Annotated in this window: 20 protein-coding genes; 17 read left to right on the forward strand and 3 right to left on the reverse strand. The window is 42.3% G+C overall.

All coding sequences use genetic code 11. The annotated features are described in order from the left end of the window. The first annotated feature begins 99 nt into the window (after nt 1-99). The 5 genes from M3593_RS18950 to opuFB all read left to right on the forward strand — a co-directional run bounded on the left by M3593_RS18950 (nt 100) and on the right by opuFB (nt 8,147). On the forward strand, nt 100-3,030 hold the full coding sequence (locus M3593_RS18950) for a carbohydrate binding domain-containing protein (RefSeq protein WP_251544315.1): 2,931 nt from the start codon (nt 100-102) through the stop codon (nt 3,028-3,030). A gap of 471 nt (nt 3,031-3,501) precedes the next feature. Next, a complete protein-coding gene (locus M3593_RS18955) occupies nt 3,502-4,437 on the forward strand; it encodes an aldo/keto reductase (protein WP_144478863.1) in 936 nt (311 codons plus the stop codon). A 31-nt stretch (nt 4,438-4,468) separates the two neighbouring features. Beyond that, nucleotides 4,469-5,458: an L-glyceraldehyde 3-phosphate reductase gene (gene mgrA, locus M3593_RS18960; RefSeq protein ID WP_251544313.1), complete on the forward strand. Its 990-nt coding sequence runs from the start codon at nt 4,469-4,471 to the stop codon at nt 5,456-5,458. A gap of 227 nt (nt 5,459-5,685) precedes the next feature. Continuing rightward, a complete protein-coding gene (locus M3593_RS18965; RefSeq protein ID WP_251544310.1) occupies nt 5,686-6,633 on the forward strand; it encodes an ABC transporter ATP-binding protein in 948 nt (315 codons plus the stop codon). Next, nucleotides 6,630-8,147 carry an osmoprotectant update ABC transporter permease/substrate-binding subunit OpuFB gene (gene opuFB / locus M3593_RS18970; RefSeq protein WP_251544309.1) on the forward strand — a complete coding sequence of 506 codons (1,518 nt, stop codon included), beginning with the start codon at nt 6,630-6,632 and terminating at the stop codon, nt 8,145-8,147. Before M3593_RS18965 ends, opuFB begins: the two co-directional genes overlap by 4 nt. A gap of 84 nt (nt 8,148-8,231) precedes the next feature. Here the strand turns inward: opuFB and M3593_RS18975 are convergent, their stop codons facing one another. Next, nucleotides 8,232-8,396: a hypothetical protein gene (locus M3593_RS18975; protein WP_251544307.1), complete on the reverse strand. Its 165-nt coding sequence runs from the start codon at nt 8,394-8,396 to the stop codon at nt 8,232-8,234. A gap of 380 nt (nt 8,397-8,776) precedes the next feature. Between M3593_RS18975 and M3593_RS18980 the strand changes: the two genes are divergently transcribed. From M3593_RS18980 to M3593_RS19035, 12 genes are all read left to right on the forward strand, one after another. Beyond that, complete coding sequence (locus tag M3593_RS18980; protein WP_186326811.1) at nt 8,777-8,944, forward strand: hypothetical protein; 168 nt, start codon at nt 8,777-8,779, stop codon at nt 8,942-8,944. A 16-nt stretch (nt 8,945-8,960) separates the two neighbouring features. Next, complete coding sequence (locus M3593_RS18985; protein WP_251544305.1) at nt 8,961-9,422, forward strand: cytochrome c oxidase subunit II; 462 nt, start codon at nt 8,961-8,963, stop codon at nt 9,420-9,422. Nucleotides 9,423-9,437: 15 nt separating this feature from the next. Beyond that, on the forward strand, nt 9,438-11,123 hold the full coding sequence (locus M3593_RS18990) for a cbb3-type cytochrome c oxidase subunit I (RefSeq protein WP_144478871.1): 1,686 nt from the start codon (nt 9,438-9,440) through the stop codon (nt 11,121-11,123). Between the two features lie 389 nt (nt 11,124-11,512). Further along, entirely contained in the window at nt 11,513-12,145 is a 633-nt protein-coding gene (locus M3593_RS18995) for an SCO family protein (protein WP_251544303.1), read from the forward strand. Between the two features lie 2 nt (nt 12,146-12,147). Then, nucleotides 12,148-12,705, forward strand: coding sequence for a hypothetical protein (locus M3593_RS19000; protein WP_144478875.1), 558 nt, complete (start codon nt 12,148-12,150; stop codon nt 12,703-12,705). Between the two features lie 126 nt (nt 12,706-12,831). Continuing rightward, on the forward strand, nt 12,832-13,512 hold the full coding sequence (locus M3593_RS19005) for a Dph6-related ATP pyrophosphatase (protein ID WP_251544301.1): 681 nt from the start codon (nt 12,832-12,834) through the stop codon (nt 13,510-13,512). Between the two features lie 200 nt (nt 13,513-13,712). Beyond that, the gene (locus tag M3593_RS19010) at nt 13,713-14,105 is read left to right on the forward strand and encodes a MarR family winged helix-turn-helix transcriptional regulator (protein ID WP_144478879.1); all 393 of its coding nucleotides are present in this window, start codon (nt 13,713-13,715) and stop codon (nt 14,103-14,105) included. A gap of 37 nt (nt 14,106-14,142) precedes the next feature. Beyond that, nucleotides 14,143-14,844 (forward strand): polysaccharide deacetylase family protein, encoded by a 702-nt coding sequence (locus M3593_RS19015; RefSeq protein ID WP_144478881.1) that lies wholly within the window; start codon nt 14,143-14,145, stop codon nt 14,842-14,844. A gap of 81 nt (nt 14,845-14,925) precedes the next feature. Then, the gene (locus tag M3593_RS19020; RefSeq protein ID WP_251544299.1) at nt 14,926-15,921 is read left to right on the forward strand and encodes a LacI family DNA-binding transcriptional regulator; all 996 of its coding nucleotides are present in this window, start codon (nt 14,926-14,928) and stop codon (nt 15,919-15,921) included. Nucleotides 15,922-16,149: 228 nt separating this feature from the next. Beyond that, complete coding sequence (locus M3593_RS19025) at nt 16,150-17,550, forward strand: sucrose-specific PTS transporter subunit IIBC (protein ID WP_251544297.1); 1,401 nt, start codon at nt 16,150-16,152, stop codon at nt 17,548-17,550. Between the two features lie 92 nt (nt 17,551-17,642). Beyond that, entirely contained in the window at nt 17,643-19,133 is a 1,491-nt protein-coding gene (locus M3593_RS19030) for a glycoside hydrolase family 32 protein (protein ID WP_144478887.1), read from the forward strand. A gap of 352 nt (nt 19,134-19,485) precedes the next feature. Beyond that, nucleotides 19,486-19,923: a GreA/GreB family elongation factor gene (locus M3593_RS19035; RefSeq protein ID WP_144478889.1), complete on the forward strand. Its 438-nt coding sequence runs from the start codon at nt 19,486-19,488 to the stop codon at nt 19,921-19,923. A gap of 83 nt (nt 19,924-20,006) precedes the next feature. On the opposite strand, the gene M3593_RS19040 is transcribed toward M3593_RS19035, so the two are convergent. Then, complete coding sequence (locus M3593_RS19040; protein ID WP_251544292.1) at nt 20,007-20,162, reverse strand: hypothetical protein; 156 nt, start codon at nt 20,160-20,162, stop codon at nt 20,007-20,009. 88 nt (nt 20,163-20,250) lie between these two features. After that, on the reverse strand, nt 20,251-20,424 hold the full coding sequence (eutH, locus tag M3593_RS19045; protein WP_251544471.1) for an ethanolamine utilization protein EutH: 174 nt from the start codon (nt 20,422-20,424) through the stop codon (nt 20,251-20,253). Nucleotides 20,425-20,462: the final 38 nt, after the last annotated feature.

Below are 20,462 nucleotides of genomic sequence, written 5' to 3' on the forward strand. Positions count from 1 at the left end.
CATGACAAAATGTGATTTACGCTAATGATCAACATGAAAAGGAGGTGGATTTATTTTAGAAGTCTTTAATGCTTGTAAAATAATGAAGGAGGAATTGGTATGAAGAAGACCTTGGCTCTTTTGTTGAGTGCCATGATGATTTTGCCAGCAGCCAGTTTCGGGGCGCCAAAAGATAAACCAGGAAATGAAGAGTTGAAAAACAAACAGAACAAATCTGAGTGGTCACTTGTCTGGTCAGATGAGTTCAGCGGTCCGGAAATCGACCGCAGCAAATGGACTTATGATATCGGGAACTGGATCGTAGATGAGGATGGCAACGGGGTTACTTCAGGTTGGGGCAACAACGAGAAAGAGTATTATACGGATTCTGATGAAAACGCTTTTATTGATGATGGCAAGCTTGTCATAAAAGCGAAAAAAGAACAGGTTACAGACCAGTTTGGAACATACGATTATACTTCTGCCAAACTCAAAACAAAAGGTCTCTTCAGCAAGACATACGGCAGATACGAAATCAAGGCGAAGCTGCCAACAGGCAAAGGACTTTGGCCTGCGATCTGGATGCTTCCTGAAGAAGATAAATATGGTTCCTGGGCAGCCTCCGGTGAAATCGATATCATGGAGGCGTGGGGAAGCCGGCCGAATACAGTGGCAGGAACAATCCATTATGGCGAAGGCTGGCCAAATAACAAGTATACAGGTAAGGAATTCGAACTTCCTGAAAACAGAGGCATTGACAAGTGGCATACATATGCTCTCGAATGGGAGCCTGGAGAGCTACGCTGGTATGTTGATGGTCAACTCTATCAAACTCAAAATAAATGGTATTCAAAAGGAAAGGATAACGCAGCAAACTATTCCTATCCTGCACCTTTTGATCAGGAATTCTATTTGGTTATGAACCTTGCAGTTGGAGGCTGGTTTGACGGTGAAGTTGACGAGACGACGAAATTCCCAAGCCAGATGGAAGTCGACTATGTAAGGGTGTACGACTTGAAGAAACGGGATTACCGCGAACCTGTGGAACCGGTGTCCGGACCTGTGGAATTGCCAGCAGATGCTAAGCAGCCTTTAGAGGATGGCAATTTGGTTTATGACCAAAACTATCAAAAGCCAGTAACAGTAGTGGATCAGCCTGGGGTGGAACTGGATCCGCTATATTGGAACTTTGTGAAGTTACCAGAGTTCGGAGGAGACGGCAGATTAGAACTAGAGGAAATCGATAGCAAGAATTTTGCTAAAATGAATATCACGAATCCAGGTTCACAGCTTTATTCCCTGCAAATGATCCAGAACATCTCGCTTGGCAATGGCGGGAAGTATAAGGTCAGCTTTGATGCCAAATCGACTGCGGGAAGAAAGGTCATGGTAAAAGTAGGGGCTGGCGAGAAACGAGGCTGGGTGAAGTATTCGAATGAGGAATCCTTCCAGCTTTCTGCCGAGCTGCAACGCTATGAATTTACATTTGATATGCTGAATGAGACTGATATTGCATCAAGGCTTGAGTTCAATCTTGGCGGCAATGGGACGAATCCGGTTTGGATCGGCAATGTAAAAGTTGAAGATATTACAGGCACACCAGTAGATCAAAATGGTGTAAAACAGCCGTTGCCAAATGGCAACCATGTTTATAATGGAACATTCGACCAGGGTGGCATGGACCGGATGATATTCTGGAATTTCTCAGTTGAAGAAGCAGCTGCAAAGGCCTCTGTTTCTGAAAACACACGAGAACTTCATGTGGCAATTGAAGAGGGGGACAGCCATCCTGAAGCAGTCCAGCTTGACCAAAAAGGGATTAACCTGGTTGCGGGAAATGATTATAAGCTTTCCTTTAAAGCAAAAGCAGCAGAACAAAGACCGATTCAAGTCAGCCTTTTGAATGTTGGCGGCACGGTTAACTACTCTGGAATTGGCACAATTGAGCTCACTTCCAATATGGAAGAGAAAACATTTGAATTTACAATGCCAGAAAATATTTCTGATTCAGAAGCTCAGCTTGTCTTTAGTTTTGGCGGCGGAGATGTCGATGTTTATATGGATGATGTTGTCCTGATAAAAACATCCAACATTCCGGACTATGGAGACATTGACTTATATCCTTTGAAAAATGGGGATTTCACAGACGGATTATCAGCTTGGGAAAATTATGCTCATTATGATGCCAGCGCCCAGATCACTCCAGAAAATGGAGAGGCCAAAGTGGCTATTGGCAATGAAGGAAATGAAACTTGGAGCGTCCAGCTGATACAGCCGAACTTGAACCTTACTAAAGAAGTGGTCTATGAATTATCCTTCGATGCCCGTTCTACAAAGGATAGACAGGCTGAGGTAACGATTGAGAACGCTGAATATACTCGGTTCTTGAGTAAATCGATCACACTTAGTGGTCAAATGCAGCAATTCACCTATGAATTCAAAATGCCCGCCGATGACATTGCGTCCTTCAAAATGCTGCTTGGTAAAAACGCTCTTTCACCAGTCGGCGCACATGATGTATTTATCGATAACGTGGTGTTGAAGGTTAAAGACGCTCCGTCCGAGCAAGATCCCGGCTCCACTCCGGGAATTGATAACGGAACATTCAGCGCTGGAACGGAAAGCTGGTCCTCATGGTGGGGCGACCAGTGGAGCGGGTATGCTGCTGGAGAGATGACGGCTGACAATGGAGAACTAAAGGTTGCGATTTCACAGATTGGCGGTGCATCGTATTCTCCTCAGGTATTTCAAAAGGATTTGCTTTTTGAAAATGGCAGCAGCTATACAGTAGCTTTTGATGCAAGAGCAGATGTGCCAAGGAAAATGAATGTCAATATTGGCAGGGAATTGAGCACGGACCCTTGGTTCATAGCTTATATGCCAACACACACAGTGGATTTAACGACAGATATGACCCATCACAGCATCACTTTTGTCATGACTGAAGAAACCTATGCAGATGGCAAAATCGTTTTCGAGCTGGGCAATATTTTCGAAGGCAATGCGGCAGCAAATGTCTATCTGGACAATGTGAGCATCATAAAAAAATAGGTGAATTAGCGGATGTATTGACTTGGTCGAAATAATTGGGAATGTGGTCGAATAATTTAAAAATTCGCCGAAAAAACTCAAAATGTGGTCGAATAAATTAGAAATTCGCCAATAAAATTTAAAATGTGGTCGAATAATTTTAAAACTCGTCAATATAATTCAATAATAGTCGAAATCAAGAGGCAGAACAGCAAGGCTTTTCTGCCTCTTTTCCTTCAAATTCAGGAAAAGGAATATTGAAGAAGCGTGGCCAGAGTAATTTTATCAGAGGAAACTTTTAAAGGTGGAAATGCAAGATGACTTTACAGAAAAACAGTCTGCCTAAACAGATTGGCTTATTAGATCGCCTTTATCATTGATGAATGGTTCAGGGGAATCATCATGTACATAAGGTGGAAAAGCAGAGTATGGGAAAAGAAGGTACTGATTGATGCAAACGAACAGCCAGCATGACAGTAGAGGAGGAGGAAGATGAATTACAGACAGCTTGGAAGTACAGGGATAAAAGTGTCGGAAGTTGGTTTCGGTGGCTGGCAGCTCGGCAATGCAAGGGACTGGGAAGGCATGGATGACAATCAGGCAATCATGCTGGTGCATGAAGCACTTGACCGGGGCTGCAATTTCTTTGATACTGCTCCTAATTATGGAGGTGGCAAAAGTGAGTCATTGCTTGGAGAGGCTCTTTCCGGAAGAAGGAGCGAGGCAGTGATTAACAGCAAATTTGGCCATCATCCAGATAACACCCTTGATTTTGATTCGCAGAAGATCCGCAGTTCGGTTGAAGGTAGTTTGCAGCGGCTTAAAACGGATTACCTGGATTCGATTTTATTGCATAATCCCCCGCTTGAAATCCTGACCGGAAAAAGCGATCACTTTTACATATTGGAATCCCTCAAGCAGCAAGGGAAGATTCGGGCATACGGAGCTTCAGTCGATTCCGGGTATGAAATGGAGGAGCTCATGAAGTCTACTGGCAGTCAGATCATCGAAGTGATGTTCAATATTTTTCATCAGGAGCCTAGAAGCGCCTTCACTATGGCTGCAGAGAAGAATGTGGGACTGATTGTTAAAGTTCCGCTTGATTCTGGGTGGCTATCAGGCAAGTATGATGAAAATAGTGTTTTTACAGATATCAGGAGCCGTTGGGATCAGAATCAACTCAGGAAAAGAGCCGAGCTGCTGCCTGTCCTCAAGGAAATGCTCGAACCAGGGGAATCGCTGGTCCAGTTGGCCTTAAGGTTTATACTTGATTATCAGGAGGTGTCTACCGTAATACCTGGAAACAAGAAACTTGAACAGCTGATTGAGAATTTATCTGCGTCAGATAAAAGGATTTCAACGGAAAAAGTAGAAAACCTAGAAGTATTATGGGAAAAGACGCTGCAAGCCAATCCATTGGGATGGTAGAAATGATTAGGAATATTTGGAGGTTAAAATTATGGCATATCAACCAGACAGCAGTCGCTATGAAACGATGACTTATAACAGATGCGGTAAATCAGGGCTTAAATTGCCAGCCATTTCACTAGGGCTATGGCATAATTTCGGCGGCCAGGATACTTTTGAAAATGGGCGTTCGTTAATCAGGCGGGCTTTTGATCTGGGTATTACCCATTTCGATCTTGCGAATAACTATGGACCGCCCCCGGGATCAGCAGAAGAAAACTTCGGCAGCATCCTCCGCAAGGATTTTTCAGGATACCGTGATGAAATGGTGGTTTCGACCAAAGCTGGCTACGGCATGTGGCAGGGGCCCTATGGTGATTGGGGTTCAAGAAAATACCTGGTAACCAGCCTCGACCAGAGTCTAAAAAGGATGGAACTCGATTATGTCGATATCTTTTATCATCACAGGCCGGATCCGGAAACTCCTCTAGAGGAAACGATGATGGCACTTGATCATGTCGTCAGGCAGGGGAAGGCTCTTTATGTTGGCTTGTCCAATTATGGAGTAGAGGAAACAAAACAGGCTGTCGCGATTCTAAAAGAACTGGGAACACCGTTGTTGATCCATCAGCCTGCTTATTCAATGTTCAACCGATGGGTAGAAGATGGACTGACAGATTTGCTGAAGGAAGAAGGAGTCGGATCGATTGCGTTTGTTCCACTTGCCCAAGGGTTGCTGACCAATAGATACTTAAACGGAATCCCCGAAGATTCCAGAGCCCTGAAGCCAAACAGTTTCCTCAATGAAGGTGATGTATCTGAAGAAGTTCTTGCCAGGGTTAGAAAACTAAATGAAATTGCACAGGAACGGGGCCAGTCACTTGCCCAGATGGCACTGGCCTGGGTTCTTAGGGAACAGAAAATCACCTCAGCCCTTATAGGCGCAAGCAAAGTAAGCCAGATTGAAGAAAATGTCGCCGCCCTGAACCGTCTGGATTTCAGTGAGGCAGAATTGAACATGATTGATGATATTCTTAAATAGTTACCTGAACAAGCTGTAAAGCCAATTGGTTTTGCAGCTTTATTTTTTGCCGGAATAAATTTCTTGGTATCAGGGTAAAGGTAGATTAGCTTTCTTTTACCAAAAGACATAGGTTTTGGTAGTATTTAATTAGCAATATCCGGCTCTGCCTGTAACGAAAAATAAGAACTGATGAAAGTGTTAACACTAATAGTAAAAATTAGACAAGAAAACTTAGGGGTGAAAAAGTGATCAGCTTTGAAAATGTCGCAAAGAAATATGACGATGGAACCTATGCGGTGAAGAATTTTAATTTACATATTAACGAAGGGGAATTGCTTGTCCTGATCGGTCCGAGCGGCTCCGGTAAGACGACGACTTTAAAAATGATCAATCGGCTGATTCCGCTTACGGCCGGCTACATAAGGATCAAGGATAAGATGATCAGTGACTATGATATTCACGAGCTTCGCTGGGATATTGGGTATGTGCTTCAGCAGATTGCCTTGTTTCCGCATATGACGATCGAAGAAAATATAGCGGTCGTCCCAGAGATGAAGAAATGGGATCAGAATAAAATCAGTCACCGGATCGATGAATTGTTGGATATGGTTGGACTTGACCCGAAAACCTATCGTAAAAGGCTGCCCCATGAACTATCCGGAGGGCAGCAGCAAAGGATTGGCGTAGCCCGGGCGCTTGCTGCCAATCCGCCGATCATTTTAATGGACGAGCCATTCAGCGCATTGGACCCATTGAGCAGGGAAAAACTTCAGGATGACCTGATTCAATTGCAAAACAACATAAAGAAAACGATCGTATTCGTGACCCATGATATGAGCGAGGCATTGAAGCTTGGTGACCGGATTTGCCTGATGAGGAATGGGGAAGTTGTCCAGACAGGATCCCCGGAAGAACTGCTGCAACAGCCTGCGAATGACTTTGTCCGTGAGTTTGTCGGGATTGACCAATCTAAGGGGAAAATGGTGGATATCATTGAAGCTGTTCATCCTGCGAATCCTATGGAGATGGAGCACCTTCCTGTCATTTCCCGCAAGGTGTCGATCAATGGAATCCTCGTGTTATTGAGTGAGCATGAACAGCTAGCGGTTGTTGATGGTGATGAAAAAATCGGTACCATTGACCGACAGGGGATGATCCAGATTTTATCTGGCCGAATGGAGGCGATGAAATGAACGGCTGGACTTCCACTTTTGCAGAAAGAAAAGATGAACTTTTAAGTGCCCTGCTCGAACATATCCAGATTTCTTTCATTGCGCTATTCTTCGCAGTGTTAATCGCCATTCCGCTCGGTATTTTCCTGACAAGAAGGAAGCGGATATCAGAAGGAATCATAGGAGTAACTGCGGTGCTGCAAACAATTCCTTCACTTGCATTGCTCGGACTGTTGATTCCTCTGTTCGGAATTGGCAAAGTCCCGGCAATCATTGCCCTAGTGGCGTATGCACTTCTTCCGATTTTAAGGAATACATATACAGGAATCAATGAGGTAGATCCCGCGTTAATTGAAGCTGCCCGGGCCATGGGAATGAACAGCAAGCGGCGTTTGATGAAAGTGGAACTTCCATTGGCGATGCCGGTCATTATGGCTGGAATCCGGACAGCGATGGTCTTGATCGTTGGAACAGCAACGATTGCAGCCCTGATTGGAGCCGGTGGGCTAGGTGACCTGATCCTCCTCGGAATCGATCGTAATAACACGGCATTAATCGTTCTTGGGGCCATACCCGCTGCCCTTCTTGCGATCCTGTTCGACCTCGTGCTTAGAAGGTTTGAAACGGTTTCTTTTAAAAAATCACTTGTAACAATTGGGGCCATTTCATTAGCCGTAATCCTCATGATGGCCATTCCATTCCTCGGCGGGAAAAATGAAGACGAACTTGTCATCGCCGGAAAGCTGGGATCGGAACCGGAAATTCTGATCAATATGTACAAGCTCCTGATCGAAGAAGAAACGGACCATTCGGTACAGCTGAAGCCGGGACTGGGAAAAACATCTTTTGTTTTCACCGCATTGAAAAATGGAGATATTGATATTTATCCGGAATTTACCGGCACGGCCATCTCGGAATTTTTAAAAGAAACAGCCGAGAGTACAAGCCGCCAAGAAGTATATCAGCAGGCAAAAGAAGGGATGAAAAAAGAGTTCGACATGGATATGCTTCGGCCGATGGATTACAACAACACCTATGCTTTAGCCGTTCCGGAACAATTGGCAAAGGAAAAGGACTTGAAAACCATATCTGACTTGAAATCGATTGAAACATCATTAAAAGCTGGCTTCACGCTTGAGTTTTCAGATCGGGAAGATGGCTACAAAGGAATCCAGAAGCTTTATAATCTGAATCTGCCAAGCTTGACCACTATGGAGCCAAAACTTAGGTACGGAGCGATAAAAAGCGGGGAAATCAACCTGGTGGATGCCTACTCCACCGACAGTGAGCTCCAGCGCTACAAGCTGGTCGTACTTGAAGATGATAAAAACTTATTCCCTCCATATCAGGGAGCCCCTCTCATGAGAGCTGAAACAGCAGAAAAATATCCCGAAATCGTCGAGGCACTTAACAAGCTCGAGGGTAAAATCACCGATGATGAAATGCGGAAAATGAATTATCAGGTGAATGTAGAAGGGAAGTCGGCTGAAGAGACAGCACGGAAGTATTTAAGAGAAGCCGGATTATTAGAATAAATACATCATGAACATCAGTTAAGACAAGAGGCAGGAAAACCAATTGGTTTTCCTGCCTCTTGTCAGTGGTGAAATTAATACAGACTAATTACTAATACTCGATAGAAAGCGAGTTTTTGCCTGTGCAAAAATGGCATTGATTTCGCCATAAATTGATTCTCTTTCATTTTTATTCGTCACATCAATAACCTTATATTTTAATTCTTTTACTAAATTATGTTCTTCTGATGTCAAAATATCCTTAAACATATGAAATCCTCCTGTTGAAATATTGATGTGTTAGGAAATTTAAAAATCCCATGAAGGAAAAAACCTGGCAGGCTTTCATGATAGATGATTGTTTACCCTCTTTTGAAAACAAATAAACTGATTCTTAACTACTCTAAGAGGTTCGCCCGCCCCAGCATATTAAAGGGAGTGAATCGAGCTATAGTTTTTTCATGAAATGACAAATTACTGTTAAAAACCCTCGTCACAACAGCGGGGGTTTTTATTTGAGTAAATTTGAACCGCTCCTAAAAAAAGTTAAATTTCTAGTACTCCCAGGGGTTTGATATGTGATTTGACTCACTACATTGATAATCATTCGCAATTAAGATGAAGGTAAGAAATCAAAGGAGGGGATTTGGTTGAAAGTTACAGACAGAAGTGGCCAGGAAGAAGTTCAGGGTGAAATCGTGGAGGTTACAAATCACGAGAAAACAAAGGTAGGGACCTGGATATCGGTTGGCGTAGTGGGAGCAGTGATTCTTGCTACCTACTTTATTCTATTCGGACTTTATATGGCAAGAGTCTAGAAGGGGGAGAGAAAAAATGCATTTAGATGAAAAAATCTGGCTGTTTTTAAGTTTTGGAATGATCATGGGATTCATGATTTTTACTGGGTACCAGGCAGTGGCATTAGGAATGGGGCCGCCAAGCCATAAAGAAACGATTGATCCGCAAAAGGTCGATGAAACAGCTCCATTTGATGAGCCGGGAATAAAACAAATTGGTGAAAACGAGTACGAAGTTGTCATGACGCTTCAGGTATTTAGTTTTACACCAATGGAAATCGAAGTTCCTGCCGGTTCTACAGTCCTTTTCACTTTAACGTCAAAAGATGTTGTCCATGGTTTCCAGGTGGCAAATACGAATTTGAACGCAATGGTTATGCCGGGTCATATCCAAAAAATATCTCAGAAGTTTGATGAACCAGGTGAATATTTGGTGCTATGCAATGAATATTGCGGTGCCGGGCACCAGGCCATGAGCACGAAAATCATCGTTAAATAAAAGGGGGGAAAAAATATGCAGTCTGCAGTAAACTCAACTTCATTTAAACAAAAAACTAATCAAGTATTAGGAATTAGCCAGGAAGATGCAAGAATCTCGAAATCATACTTATCTATTGCGTTCATCGCATTGCTGCTTGGCGGTTTCCTGGGCTTGCTTCAAGGCCTGAATCGAGCGGGTGTCCTGCAATTGCCGCCATGGCTTAACTATTATCAGGTGCTTACGGCCCATGGAATCTTGTTAGTCGTTGTATTATCGGCATTCTTCACGATTGGGTATTTTTATGCCGGACTCTCTCACACGCTGGGAGGATTGCTGCCTAAAGTAAGGAAAATGGCATGGATCGGTTTTTGGATGAAGATATTCGGATTTGTTTTGGTCGTCATTCCAATTTTAAAGAATGAAGCGTCGGTCATGTACACCTTCTATCCGCCAATGGCCGCATCACCAATGTTTTACTTTGGCTTGGTATTCATTGTATTGGGCATCTGGATGCTAGCTTTGGGAGCGTTTACACAGGTTGCGAACTGGAGAAGGAATCACAAGGGACAACACCTCCCGATCCTCGCCTTCTTTGCAACAGGTGTCTTCGTCCTGTTAGTCGGCGCAACAGCTTTTGTTGCAGTGGAAGTCCTTTTCATGATCATTCCATGGACACTTGGCTGGACAGACGGCATAAACGTATTGCTGGCGCGTACACTTTTCTGGGCATTTGGCCATACTGCCGTTAACATTTGGTATCTGACAGCTGTCTCTGCATGGTATGTCATCGTACCAAAAATAATCGGCGGACACCGTTGGAATGATCTCTTAACACGTATGGTTGTCATTCCGTTAGTAATTATGAACATTACCGGCGGATTCCACCATCAGATCATTGACCCCGGTATTTCGGAGTCGATTAAATATATGCACGTGTTCATGAGCCTTGCAATCGGATTTCCATCTTTAATGACCGCATACGCGATGTTCAGGGTTTTTGAACGTACTGCAAGAGCGAAAGGCGGAAAGGGTTTAGTTGGCTGGTATAAAAAGATGCCATGGGGCGATGTACGATTCCTGTCGCCGTTTATCGCCATGGTAGCATTCATTCCCGCTGGAGCTGGCGGAATTGCACAAAGCACGAACCAATTGGACCAGGTTATACACAATACAATGTGGGTGGTAGGCCATTTCCACTTAACACTTGGAATGTCTGTCATCATGACCTTCTTCGGCATCAGTTACTGGCTCGTTCCATATCTGTCAAAACGGGTGCTGACACCTGCCATTAATAGATTGGGAGTGATTCAAACCGTCATATGGACTATAGGTATGGTGATCATGTCGATTTCCATGCATGCTGCAGGGCTATTTGGCTCTCCAAGGAGAACATCCTTCACAACCTATGGAGACTTTGCGGAAAAACTTGGATGGAATCCTCTAATGGCAGCGGTGGGGATTGGAGCAAGCTTATTGCTGATTGCCGTCATCCTTCAAGTTTATGCGGTATTCAACCTCATGTTCTTCGCACCAAAGGGAGTAACAGAATTCCCAATTGCCGAAGAGGAAGCAGGAGCGTCGAAAACGCCATACTGGACAGAGCGCTGGGGAATCTGGGTTGTGCTCATGCTATTGGTTGTTTCGATGGCTTATGTATTGCCAATCGCAGACATGATCATGAATGCACCTCCAGGATCGCCGCCATTTAAGACTTGGTAAAAAGAAAAGCGAAAGCGCCTTGGTCAGTCCCGACAAGCGTTGGAGGGCCTGCCAGTGAAGTCGCTCTTTGACTTCATTGGCAGGACTGAAAAAGCGGAGGCGACTGCCCAACTCCGACAAGCGCTGGAGGGCCTGACAGTGAAGTTGCTCTTTGACTTCATTGGCAGGACTGAAGCGTCTCGAGGAGTTAGGAGCCGGAGCTAGAAAAACGACTCGAGGGGCTAGGCGCTGTAGCTGGACACTAATCTAATTGCAAAAAACTTTTTACTTTCTTGTTATGTAAACAAAGAGATAGCTCCTGAAATCAGGACTATCTCTTTCAAGTCAGAATGTAATGTGAAAACAGGACCTATATAAGAATCACCACTGAAAAATGGGATGTGATCAATTTGATCAAAAATCGGCAAACGGCCGTATCTTGTATAGTTATATTGGTGTTTGGACTTCTTTTATTTTATACAGGAACAGACGGATTCACAGCTTATACAGCAGAGACAGCAAGAGTGACAAAACTGGTTGAAGAACAGCCCCAGTTTCCACAAGTAACCTTTGAGGATAGTGAGGATCGGACCTATTCTATTTCCGAATTTGAAGGAAAATATGTATTTATCACTTTTATCTATACAGGCTGCACTACGATATGCATTAAGCTAGAAGAAAATATGTCGCAGGTGTACGAACTGCTTCCCAGTGAATATATAGGCAAGGATATCATCTTTTTAAGCATCAGCTTTGACCCGGGCAATGATGATCCGGCTACGTTGAACAAGTATAAGGATTTATTCGGAAGTGATGGAGAGACATGGAGAATGGCCAGAATCCCTGACCAGGAACAGTTGGATACCTTGCTGAAGAAGTTTGGCGTCATTGTGATTCCGGATGGAAATGGGAACTTCGCTCATAATTCTGCGTTTTATTTATTGGACCGTCAAGGCGCACTAGTGGATGTAATGGATTTTACACTGGTAAATGAGGCAGCAGATAGGCTGAAAGAGACTTTAGAAGCAGACAGGGGGAAATGACGATGAATCAGTTTTTGTTCGGGCTTGCCCTTTTAATCGGTTTAATGCTTCCTCCTGTTGCAAACTTAATGGAATCCGTCATGATCATCCACATGCATATGCAGATGCCGATGCTGGTGATTGCCGGTTTTTTCATGGGACAGTTTTTCCAGCAGCGCTTTCCTCATTTCTTTTCCAAATATAATCAAGAGGGCATCCCAGGAATCCTTCTTTTTATCATCATCATGGGTTATTGGATGCTGCCGCGCACAATGGATGAAGCCTTGACTGCAAATAGTGTGGAATTTTTCAAATTCTTCAGTTTGCCTTTCCTCGCGGGAGTGCCTCTAAGAGACTCCTGGAAAAAACTCAAAAAGAATCGAAAAAATTTTACGATTGGATTTTTCACAGTGGTTTTTCTGGGAATGGGCTGGTTATATATTCAAGCAAACGACCAGCTATGCAATAATTACTTAGTAGTTGACCAGATGATCCTCGGGTGGGGATTTATCACAATGGCGATCTGTATGGTGATTTACCTGGCGTATACGGTATTAGTGGACCCTTCATTATATGAATAAGGAATTGATCCACTGTGCAGATTTCACAGCACGATGCTATAAAGTATAATAAGTTAAAGGTAGTTTGTTAGAAATACTTGATATACAAACAGCCAAAAAGGCGAATCAGTGTAGAGGAGGACTAAAATGAAAATAGCAATCTCATTCAGTGGCGGGAAGGACTCCACGCTGGCATTATACAAAATACAAAACAACCCTGTTTTTGAGGTTGATTCATTGCTCGTGACCCTGACAGAAGGATTCGGCCGGGTATCGATTCATGGGGTTCGCTATGAGCTGTTGAAGCTTCAATCTGAGTCATTGGGAATTCCATTAAGAGAGGTCTGGCTTCCGCAGGATTGTCCGGATGAAAAGTATCAAGAAATAATGGGTAAAGCGATAGCAGGGATGAGAAAAGACGGCGTTACCCATATTGCCTTTGGCGATATACATCTTCAGGATGTACGAGAGTATCGGGAGGAATTATTCTCTGAATCGGGAATAACCCCTGTTTTTCCGCTCTGGGGTATACCGGTAGAGGAAGTAAGCCATGATTTTGTTGATCTTGGTTTCAAAACGGTTTTAACATGTGTTGATTTAGAAAGGCTGGAGCCGTCCTGCGCAGGCAAAGTATATGATCGAAAATTCATCATGGAATACCCGAAAGAACATGATATTTGCGGAGAGAATGGAGAATTCCATTCATTTGTATTTGATGGTCCAAACTTTGAATTTCCTATCAACTATGGATTAGGCGAGAAAAAAGTGACAAAGGATTATTTTACTAAAAAAGATCGATTCTTGTTCATAGATTTAATCCCATATTAAAGCTTATAAACTTTTAAGTTCAAATAAATGGTCAATAAACTGCCAGCTAGAAAAATAATGACTCCGGAAATAGAGTTTGGAGAAAGATATTGTAAAAAATCCATAAAAAGCACCCCTTTATTTAGATGTAAATATCGTATTACGATATTTTGTATTTTAATTATATCGTGTTAAGATATATTTATCAATAAGAAAGTAAGGTGGAATTTTTGCTTAGTAAAGACGTATATGAGTACCTTGCTGAGTTTCGGTACCAATTGAGGAAGTTCCAGAAGTTCAGTGAAACAGCAGCTGAAAATATGGGCATAACCGCCCAGCAGCACCAACTGATGCTAGCCATAAAAGGATATCCGGAAAGGGAGTATGCTACACCGAGCGAGCTGGCAGAACGATTGCAAATCACCCATCATTCATGCGTCGGCCTGATCGATCGCTGCGAAAAGTCAGGACTGGTCTCTCGCAGGAAAAACCCGGAAGACGGCAGGAGTGTCTTTGTAGATGTAACCGCTAAAGGGATGGAGATCCTTGAGGGTCTGTCTGAAATCCATCTGGAAGAGATCAAACGAATCGGATTGTTTAAGGAGAAGCTTTGATGCATAACTGAATGACGGGAGAAATAAGAGGTAACTTATGAAAAAGAGAATTGTCTATCTTGGAATTATAATTACGATCGTATTCCTTTTTTTGCTTGGGACATATAAATTAATGAATTCCAGGACTTTTCAACTGTTTGGCGGTCTAACATCCCAGGTGGAAACCAAAGAAAAAGTAGTCGCATTAACCTTTGATGATGGTCCAACACAACAAGTGCCAGAAATTTTGCAAATACTAAAGAAGTACGATGCTAAAGCAACATTCTTCCTGATTGGAAACGAAATCGAAAAAAATCCAGATGCAGCAGAAATGATAGCCAGGGCAGGTCATCAAATTGGGAATCACACATACTCCCATAACAGGATGGTGTTGAAATCCCCGACTTTTATCAAAAAGGAAATTACCCGAACAAATGAATTAATTGAAGCAGCAGGGTATAAAGGGGAGATTGACTTTCGGCCTCCTAACGGGAAAAAACTAATAGGACTGCCCTATTACTTGCATCAGCAAAATATTGACACCATCACCTGGAATCTTGAACCAGATTCCTTCTATCATACATCTGCTGATAAAATAGAATACGTGATAGATAATGTAAAGCCTGGTTCCATTATTTTATTGCATCCGATGTACGATCAATCTGGAGATGAGCTTAAGACCATCGAAGGAATTTTGAAGGATTTAACAGTAGAAGGGTATAAATTCGTCACGGTAAATGAGCTTCAGGAAGTTAATTGATCTATAAATGTATATGAGGCATTGTGAATCATGCAATCCATTGGTATTATGGTTCTGATAGCAAGTTAGGGAGATGTTTTGATGTTGACCATTAAGGAAATTGCAGAGATGGCAAATGTATCAAGAGCAACAGTCTCGAGAGTTTTAAATGAATCGGGTTATGTAAGTGCAGCAGCTAAAAAGCGAGTGCTGGAGGTAATTGAAAAAACAGGGTATGTGCCCAGCCAACATGCAAAATCACTTCGAACCAAACAAACAAAAGTAATTGGTGTTATCCTTCCGAAAATCAGTACCGAAACATCAAGTCGTGTAGTAGACGGTATGAATGATGTATTTAGCGAGCACGGTTATCAAATCCTGCTGACTACAACTAACCTTAATCCTGAAAAGGAAATCGAATATATCCGATTGTTAAAAAGCAGACAGGTTGATGGGATTGTATTAATTGCTACCAATATAAATAAGGAACTAATGGCAGAGATCGAGCAGCTACAAATACCCTTTGTGGCTATTGGACAAGATATTCCAGGTGTATGCAGTGTTACCTATGATGATTATGAAGCCTCGAAAACAATGGCGAAAGCGATTATCGAAAAAGGCTATAAAAACATCGCTTTCATTGGTGTAGATGAATCAGACCGTGCAGTGGGAATAAGGCGCAAAAAAGGATTCCTGGATTCAATGAAAGAACATAACCTTACAGTCAGAGAGGGATGGGTCAAAGAGACAAATTTCGATATATTATCTGGTTACGAAGCGATGAAAGAAATAATGGAGCAATCTGAAAAAGATGACTACCCAGATGCTGTATTCGCAGTAACGGACAGAATTGCTATTGGAGCCATGCAGTATTTGAAAGAAGCTGGTTATAAGATTCCCAATCAAATAGCTGTTTCAGGTATGGGTGCTGCTGATATTTCTCAATATGTCCAGCCGGCATTAACCACAATTGAATATGAAAATCAGAGGGCGGGCGAAGAAGCGGCTTTCATGCTCCTGGATCAAATTGTAAAGAATGAAAAGAATGATAAGAAGATGATTTTAGGTTATAGACTAATAGTTAGAGATAGTATATAATCGTTGTGTAATCGATTTCATATTACAGCCTAAGGATAAACATTGATGTAATAAATCAATGAATGTTTTTAGGATTTATTTTTACAGAAATATGAAATCGATTCCATTTATTTTAATTTTTAATTTATTTTATGGAAGTACATTTTTTTTAGGTTTATATGAAATCGATTTCATGTTCGCAGGTGATTGGTTTCATTAAGAAATTTTTTAAAAAAGGAGTGTTTACTAATGGCTGACAATCGTCAAATTGCAAAAGAAATTATTGATGCAGCAGGCGGACAAGAAAATATCTTATCAGCTGCCCATTGTGCTACCAGGCTAAGGATCATGGTAAAGGACAAAGAAAAAATAGACCAAAAGAGAGTAGAAGAAATTGAGAAGGTAAAAGGTGCCTTTTTTAACTCTGGTCAGTATCAGGTAATCCTTGGAACGGGTACGGTCAATAAAATTTATGAAGAAGTAATAGGTCTGGGGATTGGCAGTTCCACAAAATCTGAGCAAGCCAAAGAGGCAGCTCAGAGCGGGACAGTTTTCCAGAGAGCGATTCGGTCTTTCGGGGATGTTTTTGTGCCCATCATTCCTGCTCTTGTCGCAACTGGATTATTCATGGGTCTGCGCGGTCTTGTTATGCAGGAACAAATCCTGGCTTTATTTGGTTTGACACCAGATGATATATCACAAAACTTTCTATTATTTACTCAAGTTTTGACTGATACTGCTTTTATCTTTTTGCCTGCACTTGTTGCCTGGTCTACTTTCAGGGTATTCGGCGGATCACCGATTATTGGTTTGGTCCTGGGGCTCATGCTTGTTAGTCCGTCCTTGCCAAATGCTTGGAACGTAGCAGGCGGGAGCGCAGACCCAATCATGTTTCTTGGGTTTATTCCAGTGGTAGGTTATCAAGGATCTGTATTGCCAGCTTTTATTACCGGTATTGTTGGTGCCAAGCTCGAGCAGATGATTCGCAAACGTGTTCCTGATGCCTTTGATTTGATTGTTACGCCATTTTTAACTTTATTAATTATGATTAGCCTGGCATTATTTGTGATAGGCCCTGTCTTCCATACAGTTGAAAACTGGATTTTGGATGCAACAGTTACCGTTTTGGAGTGGCCATTTGGCATCAGCGGATTCCTGATTGGGTTCTTGAACCAAATCATCGTTGTAACAGGTGTTCATCATGTTTTCAATATGCTGGAAATATCTCTGCTTGAAAAATTGGGCAATAATCCATACAACGCAATTGTTACCGCTGCCGTTGCTGCCCAGGGTGGCGCTACATTGGCAGTAGGTTTAAAGACTAAATCCAAAAAGTTGAGAGCGTTGGCTCTGCCATCCTCCTTATCCGCTTTTCTGGGTATAACTGAACCTGCCATTTTCGGTGTGAATCTCCGGTATGGAAAACCGTTCCTGATGGGCCTTATTGGCGGTGGTGTTGGCGGCTTTTTCGCTTCCATCTTTGGCTTAAAAGCAACGGGGATGGCGATTACAGTTATTCCAGGTACCTTGCTCTATTTGAATGGACAAATTTTACTGTATTTATTTGTTAATATCATCGCAATTGCCATAGCTTTTGTTTTAACTTGGATGTTTGGTTTTTCCGATAAGCAGTTAAAGGAGAACCAGTAACTAGTTACTAAAGGGTAAAAGGCCAACTCAATAATAGTTCCAGGTGAGAGGAAGCGATTCCTCTCATCGCTATTTCAGCAGGAGGGAACAACATGGCAAGACATACTGAATTAAAATATCGAACGATTTTTGAAGCTAAAGAAAATGAATTAGAAGGGCTTAAAGCAATATCAGCTAATTCCAGATGGAAGCCTGCTTATCATATTCATCCACAATATGGCCTGATTAATGATCCGAACGGACTTGCCTATTTCAACGGCGAATACCATGTCTTTTTTCAATGGTTTCCGTTTGATGCGATTCATGGGATGAAGCACTGGGGGCATGTGAAATCAACGGATTTGGTTAACTGGGAGCGTCTGCCAGTTGCCATTGTCCCTGTAAAGGATTATGAATCGCACGGAGCCTATTCCGGTGCTTCTCTAGAAGTAGATGGAAAGCTCTACATGTACTATACGGGGAATATTAAATATAGCGCAGTGGAAAGATCGGCTAATCAGTGTCTGGCCATCATGGATAAGGCTGGTACGATTACGAAATACGCAAACAACCCAATTATTGAAGGTGTGCCGGAAGGATATACCGGTCATGTCCGCGATCCCAAAGTTTTTGAAAGGAATGGCCGCTACTACATGCTCCTTGGTGCACAAAGAACGGATTTAACAGGAGCCATTATTGTCTATGATTCTGCCAATGCGATTGACTGGTCCTTTAGAGGCGAATTAAAGATTGATCTGGAATTTCCTGATTCCGTCTATATGCTCGAATGTCCGGACTTTTTTGAATTGAATGGACAGGATGTGATGATTTTTTCACCCCAGGGCTTGAAAGAGGAAGGTCATGATTATCACAATCTCTATAATGTCATCTATCTGCTGGGCAAACTGGATATCGAAAACCTTACTTATCAAGTAGAGTGCTACCAGGAGCTGGAAAAAGGATTTGATTTTTATGCACCTCAGACCTTTGTGGGTAAAAACAAGGAGCGGCTGCTGTTTTCATGGGCTGGAATGGGGGAAGTGGAATATCCTTCTGACAGGGAGTCGTGGGCGCATTGCCTATCCGTTCCGCGAGAACTGGGAATTGTTAATGGAAAGTTGGTTCAAAAGCCTGCACAGGATTTAAAGCTGCTTAGACAAACATCAAACTCCGGTGAAATGACGATCTCGGAAACTGGCGGGGAAATCGGAAACCCATCAGACCAGTATGAAATAGATCTTAATTTTAATAGCATCCAAAGCAACAAATTCGGGCTTGAATTGTTTGTTTCTGAAACGGAAGGGCTTGTACTGGAGTTTGACCGTGAGCAGCAGATAGTGAGCTTGAATCGTGAGAATTTCGAAGCTGCGTTTGGCGGAGAATACGGTTATGTAAGAAGCGCTGAACTTGCATTAGGGGACAATGTGAAGGTCCAGGTTTTTGTTGACCACAGCATCGCAGAGATTTTTATCAATGATGGGGAAGTGGTATTTACTGCACGTGTATTCCCCAAAGCAGAGTCAAAGGGAATCAGGATGTTCAGCGATGGTAACATAAGCTGCAGTTATAGCAAATATGAGCTGGCGCAAGGAATTTCGATTTAAGCGTAGGGTGATGACGAAACTGTATTCATTCCGAGAAGTCGATTTTATCAGACAGCAGAAGGGTTTCTTAATAATTATGGTGATTTAAAATCAATCATCAGTTTGTTGAAGCAGAAAAGAAGATACTTGAAAGTGTAATTAAGAGTATAAATCGCTTTGACTCTGAAAAGAAAATGTGACTCTATAATTCTGGCTTTATCGGAATGAATATGATATGGTCGTGGCATATGGCAGATCCTTCAAAAATTATGGGGTCTGCCATATATTTATATATTTTTTTAGGAGGAATGGGATATGAAAGTGGAAATGAAGTTTTGCAAGGTGTTTAGTTGCAGCAAGGAGGCGAACTACTATGAGCCTTAGCCAGATAGCACACATTGATTCTATAAGGGAAACGTTTCTAAAGCAGCTCGTCTTTATTGAAGAGAACTATAATGAATTAAATAACATGTACCTGTATTCAACCCCAATACAGGAAAGAGTCAAGAATTTTCTAAGTCTCTATATTAGTGAACTGGAAAGCTTTATAAAAGATGAAGACTGGAATGATCCTTTGTCAAAAGTGTTTATTGGCACAAAAGTAACTGTCCTGTTTCGAGATGAAAAGGAAACGGAAGACTACTTTATAAGCCTGCCCGATCATTCAGACCCGGATGCTAACTGTATTTCATTTTTATCACCGGTCGGAAGGCAGCTTTTGTTAAAAAATGTGGGAGATGAGATTTCTTTGGTTGTTCCCAATGGTACAGTTTCTTTATCAGTCAAAAGAATATCCTTTTCTGGAAATTGAACATAGACTGGACCTGACTACAAGGGGGGAGTGGCAAAAAGCTTTTTTTCTCGCTTAGTGTTGTCTTTAATCCTCTTAATAAGTCAGTTTCTTCCCAGATAAATGCAGGTACCTGCTTCGTTTAGTACGGCAGAAAGCAGGATGATGCATACTTCCAGCCACTGAAGCGATGTGACCATTTCTGATAAAATCAGCCTGGCTGAAAGGTGAAAATACAGAAATACCCTTGTTTTTTTCATAGTTGGACCTCCTGGATGACAAAACTAGTAAGTTATAAAAATAAATTCAAGACGTGTGTATGCACGTCTTTTATATTATTGAAACCAATTATTCTCTGACAGAAAAATAGGCAATGTTACCTGCTAAAATTCCCGCTGTCAGTTTTCCGGCAATCATCGGGACAATAGAGCTTTTATCAACGGGTCCTATAAATCCGAGGTGACTGCCAAGAACAAAAGAGCCACTGACTGCAAAAGCGGTGTTAACGACTTTTACTCTGATGTTTTAATCATGGAACCTGGGATGATGTTTGCGCATAA

Origin of the sequence: Mesobacillus sp. MER 48, from assembly GCF_023714225.1 — a bacterium.
Taxonomy (GTDB): Bacteria; Bacillota; Bacilli; order Bacillales; family Cytobacillaceae; genus Mesobacillus; species Mesobacillus oceanisediminis_A.

What these genes read in the sequence shown, in the direction of transcription:
- M3593_RS19015 (WP_144478881.1), top strand. Translation starts at nt 14,143, where the DNA reads ATGAAAAAGAGAATTGTCTATCTTGGAATTATAATTACGATCGTATTC.
- M3593_RS18955 (WP_144478863.1), top strand. Translation starts at nt 3,502, where the DNA reads ATGAATTACAGACAGCTTGGAAGTACAGGGATAAAAGTGTCGGAAGTT.
- M3593_RS18975 (WP_251544307.1), bottom strand. Translation starts at nt 8,396, where the DNA reads ATGTTTAAGGATATTTTGACATCAGAAGAACATAATTTAGTAAAAGAA.
- M3593_RS19040 (WP_251544292.1), bottom strand. Translation starts at nt 20,162, where the DNA reads ATGAAAAAAACAAGGGTATTTCTGTATTTTCACCTTTCAGCCAGGCTG.
- M3593_RS19030 (WP_144478887.1), top strand. Translation starts at nt 17,643, where the DNA reads ATGGCAAGACATACTGAATTAAAATATCGAACGATTTTTGAAGCTAAA.
- M3593_RS19000 (WP_144478875.1), top strand. Translation starts at nt 12,148, where the DNA reads ATGAATCAGTTTTTGTTCGGGCTTGCCCTTTTAATCGGTTTAATGCTT.
- M3593_RS19025 (WP_251544297.1), top strand. Translation starts at nt 16,150, where the DNA reads ATGGCTGACAATCGTCAAATTGCAAAAGAAATTATTGATGCAGCAGGC.
- M3593_RS19020 (WP_251544299.1), top strand. Translation starts at nt 14,926, where the DNA reads ATGTTGACCATTAAGGAAATTGCAGAGATGGCAAATGTATCAAGAGCA.
- mgrA (WP_251544313.1), top strand. Translation starts at nt 4,469, where the DNA reads ATGGCATATCAACCAGACAGCAGTCGCTATGAAACGATGACTTATAAC.
- M3593_RS18950 (WP_251544315.1), top strand. Translation starts at nt 100, where the DNA reads ATGAAGAAGACCTTGGCTCTTTTGTTGAGTGCCATGATGATTTTGCCA.
- opuFB (WP_251544309.1), top strand. Translation starts at nt 6,630, where the DNA reads ATGAACGGCTGGACTTCCACTTTTGCAGAAAGAAAAGATGAACTTTTA.
- M3593_RS18985 (WP_251544305.1), top strand. Translation starts at nt 8,961, where the DNA reads ATGCATTTAGATGAAAAAATCTGGCTGTTTTTAAGTTTTGGAATGATC.
- M3593_RS18990 (WP_144478871.1), top strand. Translation starts at nt 9,438, where the DNA reads ATGCAGTCTGCAGTAAACTCAACTTCATTTAAACAAAAAACTAATCAA.
- M3593_RS19005 (WP_251544301.1), top strand. Translation starts at nt 12,832, where the DNA reads ATGAAAATAGCAATCTCATTCAGTGGCGGGAAGGACTCCACGCTGGCA.
- M3593_RS19035 (WP_144478889.1), top strand. Translation starts at nt 19,486, where the DNA reads ATGAGCCTTAGCCAGATAGCACACATTGATTCTATAAGGGAAACGTTT.